The 25,211-nt window shown below is 67.3% G+C and carries 21 protein-coding genes; 17 read left to right on the top strand and 4 right to left on the bottom strand.

Going from position 1 to position 25,211, the window contains the following annotated elements:
• Positions 1-53: 53 nt before the first annotated feature.
• Entirely contained in the window at positions 54-1,874 is a 1,821-nt protein-coding gene (gene glmS / locus FRZ61_RS18165; RefSeq protein WP_151119058.1) for a glutamine--fructose-6-phosphate transaminase (isomerizing), read from the top strand.
• A gap of 79 nt (positions 1,875-1,953) precedes the next feature.
• Here the strand turns inward: glmS and gabT are convergent, their stop codons facing one another.
• Positions 1,954-3,237 (bottom strand): 4-aminobutyrate--2-oxoglutarate transaminase, encoded by a 1,284-nt coding sequence (gene gabT, locus FRZ61_RS18160; RefSeq protein ID WP_151119057.1) that lies wholly within the window; start codon positions 3,235-3,237, stop codon positions 1,954-1,956.
• A 324-nt stretch (positions 3,238-3,561) separates the two neighbouring features.
• On the opposite strand from gabT, the gene gabD reads away from it, so the two are divergent.
• The 7 genes from gabD to FRZ61_RS18125 all read left to right on the top strand — a co-directional run bounded on the left by gabD (position 3,562) and on the right by FRZ61_RS18125 (position 13,634).
• Positions 3,562-5,046, top strand: a complete 1,485-nt coding sequence (gabD, locus tag FRZ61_RS18155; protein ID WP_225308880.1) for an NADP-dependent succinate-semialdehyde dehydrogenase — start codon at positions 3,562-3,564, stop codon at positions 5,044-5,046.
• Positions 5,047-5,099: 53 nt separating this feature from the next.
• The gene (locus FRZ61_RS18150) at positions 5,100-6,089 is read left to right on the top strand and encodes an ABC transporter ATP-binding protein (protein ID WP_151119056.1); all 990 of its coding nucleotides are present in this window, start codon (positions 5,100-5,102) and stop codon (positions 6,087-6,089) included.
• A complete protein-coding gene (locus tag FRZ61_RS18145) occupies positions 6,086-7,477 on the top strand; it encodes a hypothetical protein (protein ID WP_151119055.1) in 1,392 nt (463 codons plus the stop codon). Before FRZ61_RS18150 ends, FRZ61_RS18145 begins: the two co-directional genes overlap by 4 nt.
• 24 nt (positions 7,478-7,501) lie before the next feature.
• Positions 7,502-8,869, top strand: a complete 1,368-nt coding sequence (gene gor, locus FRZ61_RS18140) for a glutathione-disulfide reductase (protein WP_151119054.1) — start codon at positions 7,502-7,504, stop codon at positions 8,867-8,869.
• A 196-nt stretch (positions 8,870-9,065) separates the two neighbouring features.
• The gene (locus FRZ61_RS18135) at positions 9,066-10,448 is read left to right on the top strand and encodes a class II 3-deoxy-7-phosphoheptulonate synthase (protein WP_151119053.1); all 1,383 of its coding nucleotides are present in this window, start codon (positions 9,066-9,068) and stop codon (positions 10,446-10,448) included.
• A gap of 38 nt (positions 10,449-10,486) precedes the next feature.
• Complete coding sequence (locus FRZ61_RS18130; RefSeq protein WP_151119052.1) at positions 10,487-11,605, top strand: nicotinate phosphoribosyltransferase; 1,119 nt, start codon at positions 10,487-10,489, stop codon at positions 11,603-11,605.
• Positions 11,606-11,627: 22 nt separating this feature from the next.
• On the top strand, positions 11,628-13,634 hold the full coding sequence (locus FRZ61_RS18125; protein ID WP_225308879.1) for an APC family permease: 2,007 nt from the start codon (positions 11,628-11,630) through the stop codon (positions 13,632-13,634).
• A gap of 41 nt (positions 13,635-13,675) precedes the next feature.
• Here FRZ61_RS18125 and FRZ61_RS18120 read toward each other — a convergent pair whose 3' ends face one another.
• Entirely contained in the window at positions 13,676-14,380 is a 705-nt protein-coding gene (locus FRZ61_RS18120; protein WP_151119051.1) for a GntR family transcriptional regulator, read from the bottom strand.
• Between the two features lie 239 nt (positions 14,381-14,619).
• On the opposite strand from FRZ61_RS18120, the gene FRZ61_RS18115 reads away from it, so the two are divergent.
• The 5 genes from FRZ61_RS18115 to FRZ61_RS18095 all read left to right on the top strand — a co-directional run bounded on the left by FRZ61_RS18115 (position 14,620) and on the right by FRZ61_RS18095 (position 19,623).
• A complete protein-coding gene (locus FRZ61_RS18115; protein WP_151119050.1) occupies positions 14,620-15,621 on the top strand; it encodes an ABC transporter ATP-binding protein in 1,002 nt (333 codons plus the stop codon).
• Positions 15,622-15,634: 13 nt separating this feature from the next.
• The gene (locus FRZ61_RS18110; RefSeq protein ID WP_151119049.1) at positions 15,635-16,510 is read left to right on the top strand and encodes an ABC transporter permease; all 876 of its coding nucleotides are present in this window, start codon (positions 15,635-15,637) and stop codon (positions 16,508-16,510) included.
• The gene (locus FRZ61_RS18105; protein WP_151119048.1) at positions 16,507-17,310 is read left to right on the top strand and encodes an ABC transporter permease; all 804 of its coding nucleotides are present in this window, start codon (positions 16,507-16,509) and stop codon (positions 17,308-17,310) included. The genes FRZ61_RS18110 and FRZ61_RS18105 overlap by 4 nt, the downstream gene beginning before the upstream one ends.
• Positions 17,311-17,345: 35 nt before the next feature.
• Positions 17,346-18,392 (top strand): extracellular solute-binding protein, encoded by a 1,047-nt coding sequence (locus FRZ61_RS18100; protein WP_151119047.1) that lies wholly within the window; start codon positions 17,346-17,348, stop codon positions 18,390-18,392.
• A 97-nt stretch (positions 18,393-18,489) separates the two neighbouring features.
• Complete coding sequence (locus tag FRZ61_RS18095; RefSeq protein WP_151119046.1) at positions 18,490-19,623, top strand: M20 family metallopeptidase; 1,134 nt, start codon at positions 18,490-18,492, stop codon at positions 19,621-19,623.
• A 9-nt stretch (positions 19,624-19,632) separates the two neighbouring features.
• Here the strand turns inward: FRZ61_RS18095 and FRZ61_RS18090 are convergent, their stop codons facing one another.
• Entirely contained in the window at positions 19,633-20,316 is a 684-nt protein-coding gene (locus FRZ61_RS18090; RefSeq protein ID WP_225308878.1) for a GntR family transcriptional regulator, read from the bottom strand.
• Positions 20,317-20,521: 205 nt separating this feature from the next.
• Between FRZ61_RS18090 and FRZ61_RS18085 the strand changes: the two genes are divergently transcribed.
• The 4 genes from FRZ61_RS18085 to FRZ61_RS18070 all read left to right on the top strand — a co-directional run bounded on the left by FRZ61_RS18085 (position 20,522) and on the right by FRZ61_RS18070 (position 23,746).
• Complete coding sequence (locus tag FRZ61_RS18085) at positions 20,522-21,379, top strand: fumarylacetoacetate hydrolase family protein (protein ID WP_225308877.1); 858 nt, start codon at positions 20,522-20,524, stop codon at positions 21,377-21,379.
• A 44-nt stretch (positions 21,380-21,423) separates the two neighbouring features.
• On the top strand, positions 21,424-22,695 hold the full coding sequence (locus FRZ61_RS18080; RefSeq protein ID WP_151119043.1) for a metal-dependent hydrolase family protein: 1,272 nt from the start codon (positions 21,424-21,426) through the stop codon (positions 22,693-22,695).
• Positions 22,696-22,706: 11 nt separating this feature from the next.
• Positions 22,707-23,234 carry a 4-vinyl reductase gene (locus FRZ61_RS18075; protein ID WP_151119042.1) on the top strand — a complete coding sequence of 176 codons (528 nt, stop codon included), beginning with the start codon at positions 22,707-22,709 and terminating at the stop codon, positions 23,232-23,234.
• Positions 23,235-23,308: 74 nt separating this feature from the next.
• Positions 23,309-23,746: an HIT family protein gene (locus tag FRZ61_RS18070; protein WP_151119041.1), complete on the top strand. Its 438-nt coding sequence runs from the start codon at positions 23,309-23,311 to the stop codon at positions 23,744-23,746.
• 9 nt (positions 23,747-23,755) lie between these two features.
• Here FRZ61_RS18070 and FRZ61_RS18065 read toward each other — a convergent pair whose 3' ends face one another.
• The gene (locus FRZ61_RS18065; RefSeq protein ID WP_151119040.1) at positions 23,756-25,030 is read right to left on the bottom strand and encodes an ArgE/DapE family deacylase; all 1,275 of its coding nucleotides are present in this window, start codon (positions 25,028-25,030) and stop codon (positions 23,756-23,758) included.
• Positions 25,031-25,211: the final 181 nt, after the last annotated feature.

Raw genomic sequence — 25,211 nt, 5'->3', positions numbered from 1 at the left:
GCCCGTCCGCGCACCCCGGTGCCGGGCGGGACAGATCGAGGAGGTCGGAACTCATGTGCGGCATCATCGGCATCATCGGCAAGGCACCCGTCGCCCCGCTGCTGATCGAGGGCCTCAAGCGGCTCGAATATCGCGGCTACGATTCCGCAGGTCTGGCCACGCTCGTCAACGGCCATATCGAGCGCCGGCGCGCGGAGGGCAAGATCGCGCGGCTCGAGGCGCTGGTCGGATCGAGCCCGCTCGCCGGCACCATCGGCATCGGTCATACGCGCTGGGCGACCCACGGCCGGCCGTCCGAGACGAATGCCCATCCGCACGCGACGGACCGCGTCGCCGTGGTGCATAACGGGATCATCGAGAATTTCCAGGAACTGCGCGAGGAGCTCGAGGCGGCCGGCCGCAGGTTCGAGACCGAGACCGACACCGAGGTGGTGGCCCATCTCCTGACCCATCTCCTCGACCAGCAGAAGACGCCGCAGCAGGCGATGGGCATCGCGATGGAGCGGCTCAAAGGCGCCTTCGCGCTCGCCGTCATCTTCGCCGGCCGCTCGGACCTGATGATCGGCGCCCGGCGCGGCAGCCCGCTCGCGGTGGGCTATGGCGACGGCGAGATGTATGTGGGCTCCGACGCGCTGGCGCTCGCCCCTTTCACCTCGCGCATCTGCTATCTCGAGGAGAACGACTGGGTCGTCGTCACCTCCAGGGGCGGCGAGATCTATAACGGCGCCCAGAAGGTCGAGCGCGAGATCAAGCAGACGGCGATGACGGGGGCCCGCGTCGGCAAGGGCAATTTCCGCCATTTCATGCTCAAGGAGATCTACGAGCAGCCGGCGGTGATCGGCGACACGCTCCAGCGCTACGTCAATCCCCTGGCGCGCACGATCGAGATGCCGGCGCTGCCGTTCGATTTCGCGACCTTGCCGCGCCTGACCATCGTCGCCTGCGGCACCGCCTATCTTGCCGGCATGGTCGCCAAATACTGGTTCGAGCAGATCGCGCGGGTGCCGGTCGAGCTCGATATCGCCTCCGAGTTCCGCTATCGCGAGGCGCCGCTGCCTCCGGGCGGTGCCGCGCTCGTGATCTCGCAATCGGGCGAGACCATCGACACGCTGGCGGCGCTGCGCTATGCGCGCAGCCAGGGCCAGAAGATCCTTTCCGTGCTCAATGTGCCGGAGAGCACGATCGCGCGGGAATCGGACCTGGTGCTGCCGACCCTGGCGGGCCCCGAGATCGGCGTCGCTTCGACCAAGGCCTTCACCACGCAGCTCACGGTGCTGGCCTGCCTCGCGATCTCGGCGGCCCGTGCGCGCGGCGTCATCGACCACAAGCGCGAAGGCGAGCTCTCACAGGCGCTGCTCGAGGTGCCGGCCCGCGCCGCCGAGGTGCTCAACCACGACGAATCCATCCGGCGCATCGCCTACGACATCGCCGAGGCGCGAGACGTGCTTTTCCTCGGCCGCGGCACCAGCTACCCGATCGCGCTCGAAGGCGCCCTCAAGCTCAAGGAGATTTCCTACATCCATGCCGAGGGCTATGCCGCGGGCGAGATGAAGCACGGGCCGATCGCGCTCATCGACGAGAACGTGCCGGTCGTGGTGGTGGCGCCCTCCGACGAGCTCTTCGAGAAGACCGCCTCCAACCTGCAGGAGGTGATCGCGCGCGGCGGCCGGGTGATCTTCCTCTCCGACCGCAAGGGCGCCAAGAAGCTGGGCGGCAAGGCCGCCATCACCGTGGCGCTGCCCGAGGTCGATTCCTTCGTGGCGCCGATCCTGCACGCGATCCCGGTGCAGCTCCTGGCCTATCACGCCGCCGTCGCCAAGGGCACCGACGTGGACCAGCCCCGCAACCTCGCCAAGAGCGTCACGGTCGAGTAACGCCGGCGACAATACTCCATGAAAAAGGGCAGCGCTCCTTCCGGGGCGCCGCCCTCTTCGTTTTCAGCCGGCTGTCCGATCAGTTCAGCGCCTGGTCGAGCGACTTCTCGATGATGTCGAGGCCCTCGTTCACCAGCGCGTCGCTGGCGGTGAGCGGCACCAGCAGGCGCAGCACGTTGCTGTAGACGCCGCAGGAGAGAAGGATCAGCCCGTTCTCCTGGGCCTTGGTCACGACCTTCTTGGTCAGGTCGGCATCGGGCTCGTTGGTGGCGCGGTCCTTGACCAGCTCGACCGCGATCATGGCGCCCAGCCCGCGCACGTCGCCGATGCAGGAGAAGCGGTTCTTCTTCGCCATCGCCTTGAGCCGCTCGGTCATGAGCTGGCCCATCTTGTCGGCGCGCTCCAGCAGCTTCTCCTCCTCGATCACGTCCAGCACGGCATTGCCGGCGGCCACGCCCAGCGGGCTGCCGGCATAGGTGCCGCCCAGGCCACCCGGCGGGACCGAATCCATCACCTCGGCGCGGCCGATCACGGCCGAGAGCGGGAAGCCGCCGGCCAGGCTCTTGGCGGAGGTGATGAGGTCGGGTGCCACGCCGCTATGCTCGATCGCGAACATCTTGCCGGTGCGCGCGATGCCGGCCTGCACCTCGTCCGAGACCAGCAGGATCTTGTGCTCGTCGCAGATCTTGCGCAGCGCCTGCACGAAGGCCTTCGGCGCGATGTTGAAGCCGCCTTCGCCCTGGACCGGCTCGATCACGATGCAGGCGACGCGCGCGGGATCGATGTCGGCCTTGAACAGGGTCTGGAGCGCGGCCAGCGACTGCTCGACGCTGACGCCGTGGAGCTCGTTGGGGAAGGGGACGTGATAGACCTCGGGCACGAAGGGACCGCCCACCTTGTAGGGCTGGACCTTGCCGGTCATGGCCATGGTCAGGCTGGTGCGGCCATGGAAGGCGCCCGCGAAGGTGACGACGCCCGCGCGGTTGGTGTAGTGGCGCGCGATCTTGACCGCGTTCTCCAGCGCCTCGGCGCCGGTGGTGAAGAAGATCGTCTTCTTCGGGAAATTGCCGGGAGCCGCCTTGTTCAGCCGCTCCGCCAGCTTGATGTATTCGTCATAGGCGACGACCTGGAAGGCGGTGTGGGTGAACTTGCCCATCTGCTGCTCGACCGCCTTCATCACCTTGGGATGACGGTGACCGGTGTTGAGCACCGCGATGCCGCCGGCGAAATCGATATAGCGGTTGCCCTCGATATCCCACAGCTCGGCGTTCTCCGCCTTGGCGGCATAGAACGGCATCGCCGTGCCCACGCCCCGCGGCACGGCATTGGCGCGGCGCTGCAGCATTTCCTGGTTGGTTGCCATGGGTCTCGTCTCCTTCGGAAGGCCGGCCCGTCCGTCAGGGTCTGGACCGGCAGCGGAAGCTGTCCGGCCGGAGGGCGTCGGCGCGAAAAACCGCACCGGCGATAGCATGAATCCGGCCCGGGCCGCCACCCCCGGCCGGCATCCCTGTCATGCGCCCCGCGATTTTGCGGGCGGAGGAACGGCTACCCATCTGGAGGGATGCGGCGGGTTGTCCTGTGCTGCGACAATGGCCGTCCGTTCAAGGAATTGACTGGATTGCGCCCGATCCGCCGACCGCTATACTCCGCCCAACCTCCCGCCAACCCCTTGTTCCGAGGACACACCATGCAACAGGTCGCCATGAAGGTTGCCTCTCAGCTGCCGCTGAAGGATCCGCGACTTTTCCGTCAGCAGGCCTACATCAACGGCAAATGGGCCAATGCCGATTCCGGCAAGACCATCGACGTGACCAACCCGGCCACGGGCGAGGTGCTGGGCACGATCCCGAACATGGGCACCGCCGAGACCCGCCGCGCGATCGAGGCGGCCAATGCCGCCTGGCCGGCCTGGCGCAAGAAGACCGCCAAGGAACGCGCCAACATCCTGCGCAAATGGTTCAACCTGATGATGGAGAACCAGGATGACCTGGGTGTCATCCTGACGGCCGAGCAGGGCAAGCCGCTGGCCGAAGCCAAGGGCGAGATCGCCTATGGCGCCTCCTTCGTCGAATGGTTCGCCGAGGAGGCCAAGCGCGTCTATGGCGACACCATCCCGGGCCACCAGGCCGACAAGCGCATCGTCGTGATCAAGGAGCCGGTCGGCGTGGTCGGCGCCATCACGCCCTGGAACTTCCCCAACGCGATGATCACCCGCAAATGCGCCCCGGCCTTGGCCGCCGGCTGCCCGGTCGTGATCAAGCCCGCGACCGAGACGCCCTATTCGGCCTTCGCGCTGGCCGAGCTCGCCGAGCGCGCGGGCTTCCCCGCCGGCGTCATCAACATCATCTCGGGTTCCGCCCGCGAGATCGGCGGCGAGCTCACCTCCAACCCGATCGTGCGCAAGATCTCCTTCACCGGCTCGACCGAAGTCGGCAAGATCCTGCTCAAGCAGAGCGCCGACACCGTCAAGAAGATGTCGATGGAGCTCGGCGGCAACGCCGCCTTCATCGTGTTCGACGACGCGGATCTCGATGCCGCGGTCGAGGGCGCGATGATGTCGAAGTACCGCAACACCGGCCAGACCTGCGTCTGCGCCAACCGCATCCTGGTGCAGGACAAGGTCTATGACACGTTCGCCCAGAAGCTCGCCGCCGCGGTGGCGAAGCTCAAGGTCGGCGACGGCCTCAAGGGCGAGACCCAGCAGGGTCCGCTCATCAACATGAAGGCGGTCGAGAAGGTCGAGGAGCATGTCGCCGACGCCGTGAAGAAGGGCGCCAAGGTCATCGCCGGCGGCCATCGCCACGCGCTGGGTGGCTCCTTCTTCGAGCCGACGGTCCTGACCGGCGTCACCACCGAGATGGCGGTGGCGCACGAGGAGACCTTCGGGCCGGTGGCGCCGCTGTTCCGCTTCAAGACCGATGAGGACGCGCTCAAGCTCGCCAATGACACCGAGTTCGGTCTCGCCAACTACTTCTACGCCCGCGATCTCGGCCGCGTCTGGCGCGTGGCCGAGGGGCTGGAGAGCGGGATCATCGGCATCAACACCGGCATCATCTCCACGGAAGTGGCGCCCTTCGGCGGCGTGAAGGAGTCGGGTTTCGGCCGCGAAGGCTCGAAATACGGCATGGATGACTTCCTGGTGATCAAGTATCTCTGCATGGGCGGCGTCTGATCGCCAGGTTCTGATCGACGAACGCCCGTTCGCGCCATGAGCTCGGGGGCCCGATGATCCGGGTCGAGGATCTCGTCTTCGACTATCCGGGATTTCGGGCCCTCGACGGCGTCTCCTTCGCCGTCGAGCCCCATTCGATCACGGCGCTGGTCGGCCCCAACGGTGCCGGCAAGACCACGCTTCTGAACTGCATGGCGGGCCTGGCGCTGCCGGCCGCCGGCCGCGTCCAGCTCGACCAGATCGATGTCCACCGCACCCCGCGCGAAGCCCATGCGCGCATGGGCTATCTCTCCGATTTCTTCGGGCTCTACAGCGAGCTGAGCGTCCAGCGCTGCCTCGACTATCGTGCCCGCGCGCAAGGCATTCCGTCCGATCGGCGCGCGGCGGCGGTGCAGCGCGCGGCCGAGCGGCTGGGGCTGGCCGACCGGCTCAAGCAGCGGGCGGGCGAGCTGTCGCGGGGTCTGCGCCAGCGTCTCGCCATCGCCCAGGCGATCGTGCATGAGCCCGCCGTCATCCTGCTCGACGAACCGGCCTCCGGCCTCGATCCCGAGGCGCGCTTCGGCCTCGCCGCCGTGCTGCGCGGCCTGAAGGACGAAGGCATGACGCTGATCGTGTCGTCGCACATCCTGGCGGAGCTCGAGGATTATTCGACCCATCTGCTGGTGCTGGAGCAGGGGCGCATCCTCGATTATCACGCGCTCGACGGCGCGCCCGCGCCCAATGCGGCGCGGCGCTTCGAGCTGCAGCTGGTCGAGCCGCGTGCCGACCTGGCGGCCGTCCTGACGGCGGCGGGATTGGGCGATGTCCGGATCGAGGGCCGGCTCGCGCATTTCACCATGGCCGGCGACGCCGCGGTCCAGGCCGCGCTGTTGCGCCGGCTGATCGAGGCCGGCCTGCCGGTCGCGGGTTTCGCCGCCACCAAGGCCGATCTCCAGGATGCCTATCTGGCCCTGCTCAAGGACAGCCGGGCCCGCGCCTCGGCCGCACCTCACGTCAACGGGACCAAGATCCAGGCTCCCGCGCCGGCGGGGCCGGTGCCATGAATCCCGAGCTCCTGCGCAATCTCTGGATCGAGCTGGGCCTGCCGCGCCTGATCGTGGCGCCGCTGGTCATCGGCGCGCTCTTCCTCTTGGCGTGGTATGTCGGCGGCAAGGATATCGACCGGGTCGCGCAAGCGGCGCTCTGGCTCTATTACGCCATCATGCTGCTCTGGGGCACGCGCCGCGCGGCGGCCTCGCTGGGCGAGGAAATCGCCAACCGCACCTGGGACAGCCAGCGCATGTCGGCGCTGGGTCCCTGGTCGATGGCCTGGGGCAAGCTCTTCGGCGCCACCAGCTATGTCTGGTACTGCGCCTTGATCTGCCTCGCCGTGTTGGCGCTCGAAGGCGACCAGCCCTGGCAGGTCTTCCTCCTGCATCCGATCGCCGGCGCCACGGCGCTGGCCGTGTCGCTGCTGACGGTGCTGCTGCAGCGCGGCCGGGCGCGGGCCGGCGGCCGCAGCTCCTCCCTGATCGCCCAGCTGCTCGGCATCGTCGCCGGCGTCCTGCTGTCGCCCGCGGGCCCGGGTCTGCTCCATCTGGGCCGGATCGAAGTCAGCTTCATGGTCGACTGGTACGGGCTCGAGGCGCGTCCCAACGAATTCTTCCTGGCTGCGGCGGCCGGATTCCTGGTCTGGGCGCTCTTCGGTGTCTATCGCGCGCTCTGCGCCGATCTGCAGAAGCGGGTCTGGCCCTGGGCGTGGATCCTGTTCTCGATCTACACGATCGCCTTCTTCGCGGGCTTCCCCGACGCTTCGGCCCGGACCATGGGCATCGACGGGCTGGTGGTGGCGGTGCCGGTCGCGGCGGTGCTGTACTATGTGGCGATCTTCGCCGACAACAAGGACAGCGTGCGCTACCGCTGGTTCCTGCTGTCGCTGAAGTCGGGCGACCTCGCCCGCGCCGCCCGGCTCATGCCGCTCTGGCTGCCCTCGCTGCCGCTGATGGCAGGGCTGGTTCTGGCCCTGGGCCTGCGCACCGACCAGGGCGATCCCACGCGCATCCAGCCCCTGTTCCACGATTTCCTCCAGATCGCCGACGTCTCGGTCCTGCCGGCGACCGCCTGGGCCGTGGCCGCGATCCTCTTCGCGCTGCGCGACCTTCTCATCCTGCTGTTCCTCAATTTCGGCAAGCGGGCGCGCAATCCCGATCTCGCGGCCTTGATCTATCTCGCGATCCTCTATTGGGTGATCCCGGGCATCCTGGGCTTCCTGGGCTCGGGCTGGATGAAGGCCGTGTTTCTGCCCTGGCCGCTGGAGGGTCCCGGCATCGCCATCGGCATTCCGCTGGCCGAGGTGGTGCTGATGGCGGTCCTGACCTGGCGGCGCTGGCGGGCTCTGGCGCCCCGCCTCGCGTCCCGGGATCTGCCGCGGGCGCAGCCCCACGCGGCCTAGGCCGCCCTACGGGAGAACCTCGCGATGTCGGGCTACGATTACGACCTCTTCGTCATTGGCGGCGGCTCGGGCGGGGTCCGGGCGGGCCGCATCGCCGCCACCCATGGCGCGAAGGTCGCCGTCACCGAGGAATATCGCTATGGCGGCACCTGCGTCATCCGCGGCTGCATCCCGAAGAAGCTCTTCGTCTATGCCTCCCATTTCCACGAGGATTTCGAGGACGCGGCCGCCTATGGCTGGACCTTGCCGGCCGGGCCGCGCTTCGACTGGGGCCGGCTCGTCGCCAACAAGGACAAGGAGATCGAACGGCTCTCGGGCCTCTACCGCAAGGCGCTGACCAGCGCCGGCGCCGACGTGTTCGAGGGCCGCGCGCGGCTGACCGATCCACACACCGTCGATCTCGGCGGCCGGCATTTCACCGCAGCGCGGATCCTGATCGCGACGGGCGGGCGCCCGCAGCGCCCGACCCACCCGGGCGCGGAGCTCGGCATCACCTCGAACGAGGCCTTCCATCTCGAGCATCTGCCGGGGCGCGTGCTGGTCGTGGGCGGTGGCTATATCGCGGTCGAGTTCGCCGGCATCTTCAACGGGCTCGGCGTCAAGACGGTGCTGGCCTATCGCGGCGAGCAGATCCTGCGCGGCTTCGACAAGGATCTGCGCCATTTCCTGGCGGCCGAGATCGGCAAGAAGGGCATCGATCTGCGGCTGGAGACCAGCCTCAAAGGCCTGAAGCGGGACGGTGCGGGCATCGCGGTCGAGTTCGCCGACGGTCGGCAGGAGACGTTCGACCAGGTGCTCTATGCCACCGGCCGCGTTCCCAACACCGAGAAGATGGGTCTCGAGGCGGCGGGCGTCGCGCTCGACGCCCAGGGCGCCGTGGTGGTGGACGATGATTCCCGGTCCAGCGTCGGGCATATCTTCGCGATCGGCGACGTGACGAACCGCATCAACCTGACACCGGTCGCGATCCGCGAGGGCCATGCCTTCGCCGATACCGTCTTCGGCAACAAGCCCTGGCGCATGAGCCACGAGACCGTGCCCTCGGCCGTCTTCAGCCAGCCGCCGGTCGGCACGGTGGGGCTCAGCGAGGAGACGGCGCGCGGGCGCCATGGTGCGCTCGACATCTACAAGACCAGCTTCCGGCCCCTGAAGCACACCCTCACGGGCCGCGAGGAGCGCACCTTGATGAAGCTGGTGGTCGACCGCGCCAGCCAGCGCGTGCTGGGCGCCCATATGGTGGGCGCCGACGCGCCCGAGATCATCCAGGCGATCGCGATCGCGGTGAAGATGGGAGCGACCAAGACCCAGTTCGACGCCACCATGGCGCTCCATCCGACGGCGGCCGAGGAATTCGTGACGCTGCGCACGCCCGAGCCCGATCCGAAGAGCTGAGCCCTCGGCGTTCGGCGGCTGATAAACACCGCGATCTCAAGTGCTTACAGGGGAGGGGCGAGAGCCCTGCCGGGGGTGCAGCCGGGCCTGTCCCGGGGGTCAATCCTGCCCTGCCGGGGGCTTGGTTGAAATGACAGCCGCGAGGGCGTATATGCGGGGACCTTGCTCGGGATGGGGCAGGAAAGGAACCTTCTTGATGACCGCGAAGTGGATGCCCGACGGTTGGCGCGCCAAGCCGATCAGCCAGGTGCCGGACTATCCGGAACCGGCGAAGCTCGAGGAAGTCGAGCGGCGGCTGCGTGCCTTTCCGCCGCTGGTCTTCGCGGGCGAGGCCCGGCGTCTGACCGAGCGGCTGGGCGCCGTGGCCGAGGGGCAGGCTTTCCTGCTCCAGGGCGGCGACTGTGCGGAAAGCTTCGCCGAGTTCAACGCCAACAACATCCGCGACACCTTCCGCGTCATGCTGCAGATGGCGGTGGTGCTTACCTTCGGCGCCGCCTGCCCGGTGGTGAAGGTCGGCCGCATGGCCGGCCAGTTCGCCAAGCCGCGCTCGGCACCGACCGAGACCATCGGCGGCGTCGAGCTGCCGAGCTATCGCGGCGACAATATCAACGGCATCGAGTTCACGCCCGAGGCCCGCAAGCCCGATCCCGAGCGGCTGGTGCAGGCCTATAACCAGTCGGCCGCGACCCTGAACCTGCTCCGCGCCTTCGCGCAAGGCGGGTTCGCCGATCTGCACAAGGTCCACCGCTGGAACCTCGATTTCGTCTCCGACAGCGCGCAGGGCAATCGTTATGCCGAGCTCGCCGACCGGCTGAGCGAGACGCTGGAGTTCATGGCGGCTTGCGGCCTCACCGGCGATACCACGCCGCAGATCCGCGAGACCGAGTTCTTCACCAGCCACGAGGCGCTGCTGCTCGCCTACGAGCAGGCGCTGACCCGCGTCGACAGCCTGACCGGCCAGTGGTACGACTGCTCGGCCCATATGCTCTGGATCGGCGACCGCACGCGCCAGCCGGACGGCGCGCATGTCGAGTTCCTGCGCGGCGTGGGCAACCCGATCGGGCTGAAATGCGGTCCGACCATGCCGACCGACGACCTGCTGCGGCTCATCGAGATCCTCAATCCGCAGAACGTGCCCGGCCGCCTCACGCTGATCGCGCGCATGGGCCATGACAAGGTCGAGGCCAAGCTGCCGCCCTTGATCCGCGCCGTCGCCCGCAGCGGCGCCAAGGTGGTCTGGTCCTGCGATCCGATGCACGGCAACACCATCAAATCCTCGACCGGCTACAAGACGCGGCCCTTCGACCGCATCCTCGCGGAGGTGCGGGGCTTCTTCGCCGTGCATCAGGCCGAAGGCACCCATGCCGGCGGCGTCCATTTCGAGATGACCGGCCAGGACGTGACCGAATGCATCGGCGGCGCGCAGGCGATCACCGACGAACGGCTCGCGGACCGCTATCACACCCATTGCGATCCCCGTCTCAATGCCAGCCAGTCGCTCGAGCTGGCGTTCCTCATCGCTGAATCCCTCAAGCGCGAGCGGCTGGCGGCCGGCAAGCGCGTCGCCCAGGCGTCCTGACGGAACCCGAAGATCCCCGCTCCCACAGCGACGCGGTCATGAATCCCGAGCCCGACGAGATAGCGGCCTGGACCGACCAGTATTTCGTGCGCACCAAGGAGGTGGTCCGGCGCTTCGGCGATCGGCGCGTCACCTATGCGGTGTTCATGCGCCGCCCCGTCGTCTCGGCGCCGCGGCTCGCGGTCGAATGGCTCCAGACCATGGCCAAGGCGCGCGGCACCGAGTTCAAGATCGAGATCAACTATGCCGAGGGGCGCTGGGTCGGCGCCGGCGAGCCGATCCTCTATCTCGGCGGTTCGCTGCTGCATCTCTGCGATCTCGAGACCATCTTCCTGCAGAAGCTGGGTCCCGCCTGCGTCGCCGCCTTCAACGCCTACACCATGTGCGCGGACCTGCCGAAGGTGGCCTTCCTGGCGATGGATGCCCGTCATTGCGCCGGCATGGAGATGGCCGAGATCATGGCCTATGCCGCCAGCGTCGGGTCTGACCGCGCGCGCCGCAAGGTCAACGCCAAGGGCTTCATCGGCAACGCCACCACCGCGACCGCCGGCTATTTCGGCCTGACGCACGGCCTCGGCACCATGCCGCACGCGCTCATCGGCTATGCCGGCTCCACCTTGCGCGCGGCCGAGATGTTCCATGAGAGCTTTCCCGACCAGGACATGACCGTGCTGGTCGACTATTTCGCGCGCGAAGTCACGGATTCGCTGGCGGTCTGCCGGCGCTTTCCGGAGCTTGCCGAAGCGGGCCGGCTCGGCGTGCGCATCGACACACCCGGCAGCCGCTTCGTCGAGGGGCTCGATCCGCCGGCCTCCTATGCGGCGCTCGAGCGCCATGCTCCGGCCTCGATCCGCGGTTATCGCTCCGAGGCCGAGCTGCGCTATCTGGTCGGTGCCGGCGTCTCGGCGGCGGCCTGCTGGCATGTGCGCGACGCGCTCGACCAAGCCGGCTTTCCCAAGGTGAAGCTGGTGGCTTCTTCCGGATTCGATCCGGCCAAATGCAAGGTCATGGCCGACGCCAAGGCGCCGATCGACGTGATCGGCACCGGTTCCTACCTGCCCCAGCGTTGGCCCGAGACCTACGCCACGGCCGACATTATCGAGTATGACGGCAAGCCGATGGTGAAGGTCGGCCGCGAGTTCCTGCTGCGCAGATAAGAAGACCAAGAAACGACAAGGGATGGTCGCCCGTCAGGGCTGGCCGGCGAGCATGTTTGGAAGGGCCTATTTCAAGCGCCTGAAGCGCCTCGTCATCGGCGCGCCGCGCAATCCGCTTGCGACCCAGCATCGCGAAGGCATGCTGCTGGTCGCCTTCCTGGCCTGGGTCGGGCTGGGCGCGGACGGGCTCTCCTCGGCGAACTACGGCCCGGAGGAATCCTTCCTCGCGCTCGCCGGCTACAACCACCTGGCCCTCTACCTTGCCGTCGCGACGGCGCTCACCGTCTTCATCATCTGCCTCGGCTATATCCAGGTCATCGAGCTCTTCCCGCAGGGCGGCGGCGGCTATCGCATCGCCTCGGTGCTGCTGGGTCCCAAGGCGGGCCTGGTGTCGGGCTCGGCGCTGATCGTCAATTTCATGCTGACGATCGCCATCTCGATCGCCAGCGGCGTCGACGCGCTGTTCAGCTTGCTGCCCGTCGCCTGGCAGCCCTGGAAGCTGCCGGTCGAGATCGTGATCACGTTGGCCCTGCTGATCGCCAACCTGCGTGGCATCAAGGAAGTGGTGCTGGTGCTGATGCCGATCTTCCTGGGCTTCCTCATCAGCCATGGCGGGCTGATCGTGATCGGCATGACGCTCCATGCCGATCGCCTGCCGACGCTGATCCCGGACACGATCTCCGAATCCAGCAACCTGATCGGCGCCATCGGCCTGCCGGCGATGCTGGCGATCGTCCTTCAGGCCTTCGCGCTCGGCGGCGGCACCTATACCGGCATCGAGGCCGTCTCCAACAACGTCCATATGCTCAAGGAGCCGCGGGTGCGCAGCGCCCGCTGGACCATGGCCTATATGGCGACCTCGCTGGCCTTCACCGCCGGCGGGCTGATCATCCTCTACCTGCTCTGGTCGGTGGTGCCCGAGCATGGCCGCACACTCAACGCCGCCACCTTCCGCTTGATCCTCGAGCAACTCCTGGGCGCAGATTCGCCGATCCTGCCCGTGGTCATGCTGATGACGCTCGCCTTCGCCGCCGGATTGCTGTTCGTGGCCGCCAATACCGGCTTTCTCGGCGGTCCCGCCGTGCTCGCCAACATGGCGGCCGACCGCTGGGTCCCGCACCAGTTCTCGCAATTCTCGAACCGGCTGGTGACGCAGAACGGCGTGATGATGATGGGGCTCTCGGCGGTCGGCGTGCTGATCCTGACCGGCGGCCAGGTCAGCATCATCGTCGTGCTCTACAGCATCAACGTCTTCATCAGCTTCACCCTCAGCTTCGCCGGCCTCCTGGTGCATTGGCTGGTCGAGCTGCGCCATGGCCGGCCACGCATCGGCCGGCTGCTGCTCGCGATCCTGGGCACGATCGTGACCGGCGGCATCCTGGGTGTCACGCTCTATACCAAGTTCACCCAGGGCGCCTGGATGACGGTGCTGATCACCGGCCTGGTGATCGGCCTCTGCCTGATGATCCGCCAGTACTACGAGGACCATCGCCGCCAGATGGCCAAGGTCGACGCGCTGTTTGCGGCGACCGCGCCCGGCGGGCCGGTGGACAACCCCCCGCCGCTCGATCCGAAGAAGCCCACGGCCGTCTTCCTGATCGGCGCCAACACGGGCGCCGGCATGCACACGCTGCTGACGGCGCGCAAGCTCTTCGGCGACCGCTTCAAGAACTACATCTTCCTGCGCGTGGGCGAGATCGATTCCGCGAGCTTCCGCAGCGACGATGCGGTCAAGCAGCTCGAGCAGGAGGTGAAGGCCAGCCTCGACCAGTTCGTGAACTACTGCCAGCGCCGCGGCATGGCGGCGGCCGGCTATTACCGGCTGGGCGCCGACGTGATGGCCGAGCTCACCCAGCTCGCGGACAAGGTGCTGGCGGACTATCCCGACTGCGTGTTCCTCGCCTCGAAGCTGCTCTTCCAGCGCGAAAACCTGGTGACGCGCCTGCTGCACAACCAGACGGCGCTCGCCATGCAGCGCGAGCTCCATATGCGCGGGATCCCGATGCTCATCCTGCCGATGAAGGTGTGACGGCCAACGAGGGGACCGTCACGTCCCGGGCGTGGCAGTGCTCATTCCGCGTCTTCGCCGCCCGGCCTGGCCGCGGCATTCTCGATGTCGGCGGCGAGCAGGATCTCCGTGGTGACGGCGAGATGGCGCGTCATCAGCGCCACCGTCTCCTTCGTGTCGCGCCGCAGGGCGGCTTCCATGATGCGCTGATGCTCCTGCCCGACATCCCGCTCCTTCATGCTCAGCGGCACGGAGAGCCGGCGATAGCGTTCGCTCTGGGCGTAGAGCTGGCCATGGATGCGCAGGAGCCAGGGACTGTCGGCGCCCTCGACCAGGGCCCAATGGAACGCCGCATGCGCATCGGCCCATTCGTCGTTCGACCGGACCGGGTCGGTCGCGGCACGTTCCGGCGTGCGTGAGAGGCGGTGGAAGGCCGCGACCATGTTCGCCTCCCACTCGACGGTGCCGACGGCCAGCGCGCGGGCGATGCAGAGCCGCTCGATCTCGATCCGCACCATGGTCAGGTCCCGCAGATCCGCGACCGAGATCGGCGCCGCCCGGAAACCGCGCTGCGGCTCGGCGGTCACCAGCCCCTCCGAGGTCAGGCGGGAGAGGGCCTCGCGCACGGCGCCCAGGCTGACCGAGAAGCGGTCGCACAGGTTCTGAATCTTGAGCCGGCTGCCCGGAAGGATGCGGCAGGCCAGGAGGTCGGCCCGCAGCCCCTCATAAGCGCCTTGCGTCAGGTTTGGCGCGGCATCCCGCCCCATCGAGGTCCCCGTTTGCTTCCCGCACCGGTCGCTGCCGGCCACCAGATATATTATCTCTGGTTTAAATTCTAAGAAGCATAAAATATATTTTCCTTTGACAAATATAATTTTGGTGCGAAGCTTCCCGAGATCGGCTTGGGCTCATCAGCCCGTGGCAGCAGACGCCAACCCGCACAGGTCCCGCCCAGAAGGACGCCCGGCCGATCGGCGGCAACGCCGCGCCAGTCAGGGGTTCGACGATGATCGACGTGCAGCGCGTCTCGAAAAGCTTCGCCACCAAGGATGCCGGCACGGTCCATGCCTTGAAGGCCGTGAGCGTAGAGATCGGCGCCAACGAGTTCTTCACGCTGCTGGGCCCCTCGGGCTGTGGGAAGACGACGCTGCTGCGCCTCATCGGCGGGTTCGACAGCCCGAGCGAAGGTGCCATCCGGATCGGCTCGCTCGACGTGGCGGGCCTCCCGCCGCAGAAGCGGCCGGTCAACACGGTGTTCCAGAGCTACGCCCTGTTCCCGCACATGACAGTCGCCGGGAACGTCGCCTTCGGCCTGCAGATGCTGCGCTGGTCCGAGCCCGAGATCGAGCTGCGCGTCGCCGAGACGCTGCAGCTCGTGCGGCTCGAGGGCTTCGCCGCGCGCAAGCCCGGCCAGCTCTCGGGCGGCCAGCAGCAGCGCGTGGCGCTGGCCCGTGCGCTTGCCCCCAAGCCGCGCGTGCTGCTGCTCGACGAACCGCTCTCGGCGCTCGACCTCAAGCTGCGCAAGGAGATGCAGAACGAGCTCAAGCGCCTGCAGCGCGAGACCGGCATCACCTTCATCCTGGTGACTCACGACCAGGAAGAGGCGCTCGCCATGTCCGACCGCATCGCCGTGATGCGCGACGGCCATATCCTCCAGGTCGGCGACCCGCGCGACATCTACGACAACCCGAACTGCCGCTTCGTCGCCGACTTCATCGGCGAGGCGAACCTGATCCCGGGCGATGTGCTGGGAAGGAGCTCGTCGATCACCGTCACGGTGCGCCCCGAGCGCATCTCGATCCGGCCGGGCCGCAAGGCCGGCGACGCGCGGGTCGAGGGCGTCGTCTCCAACGTCACCTTCCTCGGACTCGACACGCTCTATGAGGTGACGCTGCCCAAAGGCGCCCGCCTGCGCGCGCGGCTGCGGGATGGCGTCGAGCGGTTTCAGCCGGGCGATCGCGTCGCGGTCGACTGGCCGGACGGCGTCGAGCGCCAGCTGGTGAACTGAGCGGAACCGGACGATGGGAGAGAAACGCACCTGCCTCCTGATCGCGCCGGCTGTCCTGGTCATCGGGATCTTCATGCTGATCCCGATGCTCATCGCCATGGGCTATTCCTTCATGACCGCCAATCCCTATGGCGGCGTCCATCTTCCGCTGACCTTCGACGCCTATGTCCAGTTCCTCTATCAGCGCGATTTCGACGATGCGCTGGTCTTCGCGCCCGACTACATCTTCATCATCCTGCGCTCGCTCTACCTGGCCGTCGCCACCACGCTGATCTGCCTCGTGCTCGGCCTGCCGATCGCCTGGTACATCGTCTGCCAGAACGAAGCGCGGCGGCGCCTCCTGCTGTTCCTCGTCACGCTGCCCTTCTGGATCAACACGCTGATCCGCACCTATTGCTGGATCCTGATCCTGCGCGACGAGGGGCTGATCAATGACGGCCTGCGCGCGATCGGGCTCGTCGCCGAACCCCTGCCGCTGCTCTACAACGACGGCTCGATCCTGCTGGGGCTGGTCTATACCTTCCTGCCCTTCATGGTGCTGCCGATCTATTCGACGCTGGAGCGCATCGATTTCCGGCTGATCGAGGCGGCCTACGATCTCTATGCCGACCGGGTCGCGGTGTTCCGCCGCGTGGTCTGGCCGCTCGCCAAGCCCGGTGCCTTGGCCGGCGTCGGGCTCGTCTTCGCGCCGGCGCTGGGTTCCTTCCTCGCGCCCGACCTGCTGGGCGGCGGCAAGAAGCTCCTGATCGGCAGCCTGATCCAGATGCAGTTCAGCACCTCGCGGAACTGGCCGTTCGGCGCCGCGCTCTCGACCGCCATCGCGCTGACCATCCTTCTCGTCTTCGCGCTCCGGGCGCGGCGCAGGGCGCCCCGGGAGAGCCGGGCATGACCGCGAAAACCTTCGACTGGCGGCGCACGCCGGGTCTTCCCTCCTTCACGGCGGCGATCTTCGTCTTTCTTTATGCGCCGCTGCTGATCCTGGTGCTCTATTCCTTCAACGCCAGCAAGCTCGTCACCGTCTGGACCGGCTTCAGCCTGCGCTGGTTCGTGCAGGTCGCGAACAACGACGACATCCGCGCGGCGGCCCTCAACAGCGTGATCATCGCGGTCGCCGCGACCATCGCCTCGACCGTGATCGCAACCGCCGGAGCCCTCGCGCTCGAGCGCGGGACCCTTCGGTTCGGCCGCGGCCTCGTCACCGGCATGATCGCGATGCCTCTGGTGGTGCCGGAGATCGTGGTCGCGATCACGACCCTGGTCTTCTTCTCGCTGCTCGGCATGCATTACGGCCTCGTCAACCTGATCATCGCCCATACGGTCTTCTGCATCCCCTTCGCGCTCCTGCCGGTCCAGGCGCGGCTGCGCGACATGGGCGGCATGCTCGAGGAGGCGGGCCGGGATCTCTATGCCGACGAATGGCGGCTCTTCCGCCATGTGACGCTGCCGCTGCTGGCGCCGGCGATCGCGGCCGGTGCCATCATGGCCTTCGTCGTCTCGCTCGACGATTTCCTCATCAGCATGATGGTCTCGAGCGCGGGCTCGACCACCTTGCCGGTCTATGTCTACGGCATGATGCGCCTCGGCGTGACGCCCGAGGTCAACGCCATCTCCACCATCCTTCTCGTCATTTCGCTGATCTTCGTCGTGACCGCCCTCCTGGTCGGCCGGCGATATCGGCGCGCCTTTTGACCGGCCTCAAGACCAATCGGAAAGGGAGGACAACCATGAGGAACTGGAAAACGAGCCTGGCCAGCGTGCTGCTGGCGGCGGGATTGATCGGTGCCGCACCGCAACTGGCGAAGGCCGGCGCCGGCGAGCTCCATATCTACAATTGGACCGACTACACCTCGCCGGACATGGTGAAGAAGTTCGAGAGCGAGACCGGAATCAAGGTCACGATCGACACCTACGATTCGAACGAGACGGCGCTCGCCAAGCTGAGCTCGGGCGCGGCCGGCTACGACGTGATCATCATCAGCAACGATTTCATACCGATCTTTGTGAAGCAGGGCCTGCTGCAGAAGGTCGATGTCGCGCATATGCCGAACTTCAAGAATCTCGATCCGCAATGGCAGAAGCGGGCGTGGGACCCGGATGCGCAATATTCGGTTCCGTGGGTCTGGGGCACGACCTCCTATTCCGTCGACACCGCCGTCTATAAGGGCCCGACCGACAGCCTGAAGCCGCTGTTCGAGCCGCCGCCGGAGCTCAAGGGCAAGGTCGGCATGTTCGGTTCGCCCACCGAGGTCATGTCGCTGGCGCTCGTCTATCTCGGCAAGCCGCAATGCAACTCCAATCCCGACGACCTCAAGGCGCTGAACGCGCTCCTGCAGGCGCAGAAGCCCTTCGTGAAGGTCTACAACTCGGACGGCACCGTCGAGCGCCAAGTCTCGGGCGAGACCGTGATGCATGAGCAGTGGTCGGGCAAGGCGCTCGCCACGCGCACCGAGAAATCGACCTTCGTCTATGTCTACCCGAAGGAGGGCGTGGTCGGCTGGATGGATAATGTCGCCGTGCCGAAGGACGCGCCCGATCTCGAGAACGCCAAGAAATTCCTCAATTTCCTCATGGATCCTCAGAACATCGCGCTGCAGTCCCAATCGACCGGCTACCAGACCGCGGTGACGGGCTCGAACAAGTTCCTGCCGCCGGAGATCGGCAACTCGCCGGAGTTCAATCCGCCGGCCGATCTCAAGATCACCTTCGCGCCCTCCTGCGACGAGAAGGCGATCCGCGCCTACGACAAGATCTGGACCGGCCTGCGCCAGTAACCCTCTCTGGCGACCGGAAATGCCGCTGGCGCAAGCCGGCGGCATTTCTGCTTTCATGGGGACGTGGCGTGCTGCGCCAAGGGAGGGGAGTCCGACGATGGCCGGAAGCGAGGTGAATGCGGTCGATCTCACGCGAGAGCTCGTGCGCCTGCGCTCGATCAATCCGCCGGGGGAGGAGCGGGCCTGCGCCGAGCATCTGGGCCGGCTGCTCGAGCCGGTGGGTTTCGAGGTCGCGGCCTACAGCTATGCCGAAGGCCGCACCAGCCTGATCGCCCGCCTCGAAGGGGCGGCCGATGCGGCGCCGATCTGCTTCACCGGCCATCTCGACACCGTGCCGCTGGGGAATGCGGCCTGGCAGCGCGACCCGCTCGGGGCCGAGATCGACGGCGACCGGCTCTATGGCCGCGGCAGCAGCGACATGAAGAGCGGCGTGGCCGCTATGGCGGCGGCCGCCATGGCGGTGGCGGGGCTGCCCGGGCGCAAGGCCGGCCTCGTGCTGGTCTTCACGGCCGGCGAGGAGACCGGTTGCGACGGCGCGCGGTTCCTGGCCGGGCTGGAGAAGGTCCTGCCGCGGGCGGGCGCCCTGGTGGTGGGCGAGCCCACCGGCAACGATCCGCTCATCGGGCACAAGGGCGCGATCTGGCTGCAGGCGGTTTATCGCGGCGTGACCGCGCACGGCTCCATGCCCGAGCTCGGCGACAATGCCGTCTACAAGGCGGCACGCGGCGCGCTGCATTTGGGCAAGCACGAGTTCAAGGCGGTCGTCCATAACCAGCTGGGCCGCCCGACGCTCAATGTCGGCTCCCTGCATGGCGGCCTCAATGTCAATTCGGTGCCTGACCACGCCCAGATCCAGGTCGATATCCGCACCGTGCCGGGCCAGTCGAACATGGCGGTCTGGCAGGAGATCCAGACGCTGCTGGGCGAGGAGGCGGAACTCGCGCGGATCGTCGATGTCGGGCCGATTGCCAGCAATCCTCACGACGCCTGGGTCGCGAGCGTCTTCGAATTGTGCGAAGGCATCACTGGCCGGCGGATGGATCCGCGCGGCGCACCCTTCTTCACCGACGCCTCGGTGCTGGTGCCCGCCATGGATCAGGTGCCCGCCGTCATCCTCGGTCCCGGCGAGACCGCCATGGCGCACAAGACCGACGAATATTGCCTGGTCTCGAAGATCGAGCAGTCCGTCGCGCTCTATACCGAGATCGCGCGGCGCTGGATGAGGCTCTGAGGCGCGGATTTACCCCGCCAGCTCGCGCTGCTTCTCGGCCTCGCCCTCGAGCGTCGCCGTCAGCAGGATTCGTGTGGTGGCGCTCAGATGGGCCGACAGCAGCGCCACCGCCTTGTCGGCATCGCGCGCCAGCGTGGCATCGACGATGGCCTGATGTTCCGCGCCGATATTGCGCGTGCGCGTGGTCAGCGGCACGGACAGGCGGCGATAGCGCTCGCTCTGGTCGTAGAGCTGGCGGCGCAGCCGCAGCAGCCAGGGGCTGTCGCAGCCATCGGCGAGTGCGGTGTGGAAGGCGGCATGGGCCTCGGCCCATTCGTCGCTCGATCGGGCCGGGTCGGCTTCGACCCGCTCGGGCGTGCGGGAAAGGCGATGGAAGGCCGCGACCAGGCGCGCCTCCCAGTCGACATCGCCCACCTCGATCGCGCGGCGCAGGCAGAGGCTCTCGATCTCGATGCGCACCTTGGTGAGGTCCTGCAGGTCGGCTTCCGAGATGGGCGCGGCGCGGAATCCCCGCTGCGGCTCCGCCACCACCAGCCCTTCCGAGGTCAACCGGGACAGCGCCTCGCGGATCGCGCCCAGGCTGACCGAGAGGCGATTGCAGAGTTCCTGGATCTTGAGGCGGCTGCCGGGAAGGATGCGGCAGGCGAGGAGGTCGGCGCGGAGCTGCTCATAGGCCCCTTGGGTGAGGTTCACGGCGGAATCCCGGGCCATCTCCACGCCTCGAAGCTGCCAACGACGATGAACTATAAGGTAATATATTTTCCATGTCATGGGCTCCCGTGCCCAGAAAATATATTATCTGTTGACGGATATATATCATAGAGCGCAAGGTCGAGGCCGAACAGCGGGGAGGCGTGGCGTGCGATTTGCGACCTATCGGTCCGGCAGCAAAGTGGGGGTGGCGGTTGCATCCGAGGAAGGCGCGCTTCGCGGGCTGCTCCATGACGAGCCCGGCTTCCCCGGCCCGCTCAGCCGCCTGATCGCCGAAGGCCCGGCGGCCTTGCGTGCGGCGGGTGCGTCGCTTGCCAGGGGCAGGGCTCTCGATCGCTCGACCATCGAATGGCTGCCGCCGCTGCCGGCTCCCGGCAAGATCGTCTGCGTCGGGCTCAACTATGTCGACCATTCGCTCGAGAGCGGCTTCGTGCCGCCCGCCTATCCGACGATCTTCGTGCGCTTCTCCTCGAGCCTGATCGGCCATGGCGCTCCCATCCGGCGCCCGGCCGCGTCCGTTCAGCTCGACTATGAAGGCGAGATGGTTGCGGTCATCGGCAAGGCCGGGCGGCATATCGCGCGGACCCAGGCGCTCGATCACGTCGCCGGCTATTCGATCTTCAACGACGCGTCGATCCGCGATTTCCAGACCAAGTCGCCGCAATGGACCGTCGGCAAGAATTTCGACGCGACCGGCCCCTTCGGTCCCGTCATGGTGACCGCGGACGAGCTGCCGGCCGGCGGCAAGGGCCTGCATATCCAGACCCGCCTCAACGGGCAGGTCGTGCAGGACGCCTCGACCAGCGACATGATCTTCGACGTCGCGGCCCTCATCTCGATCCTGAGCGAGGCGATCACGCTCTGGCCCGGCGACATCATCGTGTCGGGGACGCCCTCGGGCGTCGGCATGGCCCGCAAGCCGCCGCTCTTCATGAAGCACGGCGATGTCTGCGAGGTCGAGATCGAAGGCATCGGTACCCTGCGCAACCCCGTGGCCGATGAGATCGGCGCCGCCGTGGCGGAACCCGTCGCGGCGAACGCCTGAAGCAACAGAGAGCGGAGCCTCTCGCCCTAGGACAGGAGAACCCCATGAGCCGAGTCTTCTTCCGCAATGCGATGGTCTGGGACGGCAGCGGTGCCAATCCCTTCCCGGCGGACGTCCTGGTCGAGGGCAACCGCATCCGCACCGTCGCGCGCAGCACGGGCCAGCTTTCGGCCGACGGCGCCACCGTCATCGATTGCCAGGGTAAGACGCTCATGCCGGGGCTGGTCGAAGGCCATGCTCATCTTTCCTATGGCGGCGCCGTCAACGATTCCGACCTCGGCAACATCCCGCCGGAAGAGCATGTGCTGCTCACCATGCGCAACGCCAAGACGCTGCTCGATCACGGTTTCACCAGCGCCTTCAGCGCCGCCAGCTCGAAGCTGCGTCTCGATGTCGTCATCCGCAACGAGGTCGAAGCCGGACGCCTGCCGGGGCCGCGCATTCGCGCCTGCAGCCCCGAGATCACCGTCACCGGGGGGCTGGGCGACGAGCGCAAGCAGCATATGTATTACGAGAGCTTCGGCATGATCGCCGACGGTCCCGACGAGATCGCGCGCACCGTCCGGCTCTGCTGCCGGGAGGGCGTGGACAATATCAAGATCAACATCTCGGGCGACGATCTGGGCCCCAAGGCGCATGGCGGCATGACCGTCATGCGCGAGAACGAGGTCCAGACCGCAGTCTCGGTCGCCCGGGATTTCGGCAAGGTGGTCGCCTGCCATTCGCGGTCGGCGGAGTCGGTCAAGCGCGCGGTGCGCTGCGGTGTCGACGTGATCTACCACTGCGAATCCTCGGACGAGGAGGCGCTCGACATGCTGGAATCGGTGAAGGACAGGATCTTCGTCGGCCCGGCGATCGGCGTGATCTACGGCACGCTCTATGACGGCGAGCCCTGGTTCAGCCGCGAGTTCGCGATCCATATCGGCATGCAGCGCGTGATCGACGACAGCCACAAGGTCTATTCCGAGCTTCGCAAGCGCGGCGTGCGGGCGCTGATCGGCGGCGACTACGGCTTCGTCCAATCGCCGCAGGGCACCAACGCGCGCGACCTCAAGCATTTCGTCGATCTCCTGGGCTACAGCTCGAGCGAGGCGCTGCAATGCGGCACCCGCATCGGCGGCCAGGTGATGGGCATGGGCCACGAGCTGGGGCAGGTGAAGGAGGGCTTCCTCGCCGACCTGCTGCTGGTCAATGGCGATCCGCTCAAGGATCTGTCGATCATGGTGCCGGAAGAGAGCTTCCTCGTCATCATGAAGGACGGCGCGCTCTACAAGAACATCGCCCAGACCAGGGCGCAGGAGCGGGCGGCCGAATAGCGGCGCGTGCCATGGCCGCACCCGAGGTTCCGATCGAGGTCGATCCGGCCACCGGCATCTGGCGGACCGACGGCCTGCCGATGGTCTATCTGCCGCGCCATTTCCTGGTGAACAATCACCGGGCGGTGGAGGAGGCGCTGGGCCTCGAGGCCTATCGCGGGATCCTGCGGGCGGCCACCGCCAAATCGGCGATCCAGTGGTGCCGGGCCGAGGCGCGCACGCACGGCCTCGCCGCCGAAGCGACGTTCCGACATTACTTCAAACGGCTGTCGCAGCGCGGTTGGGGGCAGTTCTCGATCGACGAGCTGGACCCCGAACGGCGGCAAGGCCGCATCAGCCTCAGGCATTCGGTCTTCGTGCTGGAACGGCCGGCCGGCGCCGAACGCCCGGTCTGCTACATGTTCGAGGGCTTCATGACGGGGGCCTTCCGTTTCCTGCTCGAAGGCAGCGCGACCCCGGTCGAGACGGAGTGCCGCGAGATCCAATGCGCCGCCCAGGGTGGCCATGACCATTGCCGTTTCGAGTTCGGCGCAGCCTGATCCTTCGGCCTCCTGGTCGAGAGCGATCGCTCCCGCTATGAAGGAAGCCTCTCCCTGCTGGACCGAGGCTTCGCATGACCGCCGATTGTCTCTTCTGCAAGATCGCCGCCAGCGAGCTGCCCGGCCATATCCTCCATGAGGACGAGGCGATCGTCGCCTTTCTCGACATCAACCCCATCCGCGAAGGGCACACGCAGATCGTGCCGCGGGCGCATTATGCGTTTTTCGACGATCTGCCGCCGGAGCTCGCCGCGCGCATCCTGCATCTGGGCCAGCGTCTCGCGGCCGTCCAGAAGCGCCTCTACGGCGTGCGCCGCGTCGCCTTCTGCTTCACCGGCAGCGACGTACCGCATGCGCATGCCCATCTGCTGCCGATGCACGCACCGACCGACATCACCTCGCGGCGCTATATCGCGGAGGAGAAGATCACCTTCCGTGCCACGCCCCGGGTGCCGGATGCGGTTCTGGCCGAAACCGCGTCGCGGTTGCGGCGCGAGCTGGCCGGCGCCTGAAAGATCGCGTCAGGCCGCCTTCACGCCGCACCAGTCGGCGATGAAGAGGGCGATCGACTGCGTTACGCGGCGGATCGATTCGATATTCACCCGCTCGTCGAAACCGTGGATGTCCTCCGATTCCGGGCCATAGACCATCGCCGGCGTGTCGGCATAGAGGCCGAAGAAGCGGGCGTCGGTGGTGCCGGTGAAGGTCATGCGGTCGAGCTTCTGGCCGAAGACCGTCTGGTGGCAGCGCTCCAGCAGCGCCTGCGGCTCGGCCCCGCCTTCCAGCACGTAACCTTCCGCCTGGAAGCCGTGATAGACGACCCGGGGCGGGGAATTGGCGAGGAAGGAATCCTTGCGCGCGGCGTTGGCGACGGTCTCCTCGATCTCGCGCCGGCATTGCGCCAGGTCCATGCCGGGGAAGAGGCTGACGCGCATGTCGAAGACGCACCAGGCCGGCACGCTCGAGGTCCAGTCGCCGCCCTGGATCTTGCTGACGACGAAATTGATCGGGTGCTTGTGCTCGGCGAAGGCCGCGTGCCCGCGCTTGTTCCAGTCCTCCTCGAGCTCGTGGAGCGCGCGGATGATCGGGAAGCAGGCCTCGATGGCGTTCGAGCCGGAGCCGGCGCGCGCCACATGGACGGGCCGTCCCTGGACATGGACCTGGAACCACATCACGCCGACCTGGGCCGCGCCCAGCTTGCATTGGCTGGGCTCTGGGATGATGGCGGTGTCCGCCTTGTAGCCGCGCTGCAGGCAGGCGAGCGCGCCGTTGCCGGTGCATTCCTCCTCGACCACCGACTGGATATAGATGTCGCCCTGCGGCGCATAGCCGGCGCGACGGACGGCATCGAAGGCATACATGCCGGCAACGAGACCCGCCTTCATGTCGCCGCCGCCCCGGCCATAGAGCCAGCCATCGGCGATGCGCGGCTCGAAGGGCGGGCTGGTCCACATGTCGGCGGGGCCGGTCGGCACCACGTCGATATGCCCGTTGAGGATGAGCGAGCGGCCCCGCGCGCCTTGCGGCCGCCAGGCGCCGACCACGTTCCAGGCGTTCTCGTAGGAGACCATGACCGGCGAGAAGCCGGGCAGGTTGCGGATCGCCTCCACATCGATCAGCCAGCGGTCCACGCCCAGCCCCCGATCCCGGAAGGCCCGGGCCATCATATCCTGGGCCGCCGCCTCCTGCCCGCGTAAGGAGGGCTGCCGCGTGAGGTCGGCGGTGAAGCGGATCTGATCGTCGAACCCGTCATCGACGGCTTTGAGGATGCGGCGCGCGGCATCGGCTTCGGTCATGAAAAACCTCGAAGGGGACTGAAACGGCGGTCCTTTTTAAGGACTGGGCAATGAGGGACCGCCATCATGCCGCTTCCGTGGCCGTGGTCAATCCGGCCGGGCTGTTGTATCTCTCTTGCCATCATGAAACTGCGAGCCATGCCGAGCCTGGCCCTGTTCGATCCGGCCGGGGCCCCTGGCG

The sequence above is a fragment of the Hypericibacter adhaerens genome (genome assembly GCF_008728835.1).
In the GTDB taxonomy this organism is placed as follows: Bacteria; Pseudomonadota; Alphaproteobacteria; order Dongiales; family Dongiaceae; genus Hypericibacter; species Hypericibacter adhaerens.
This window is presented reverse-complemented; position numbering and strand designations above follow the sequence as displayed.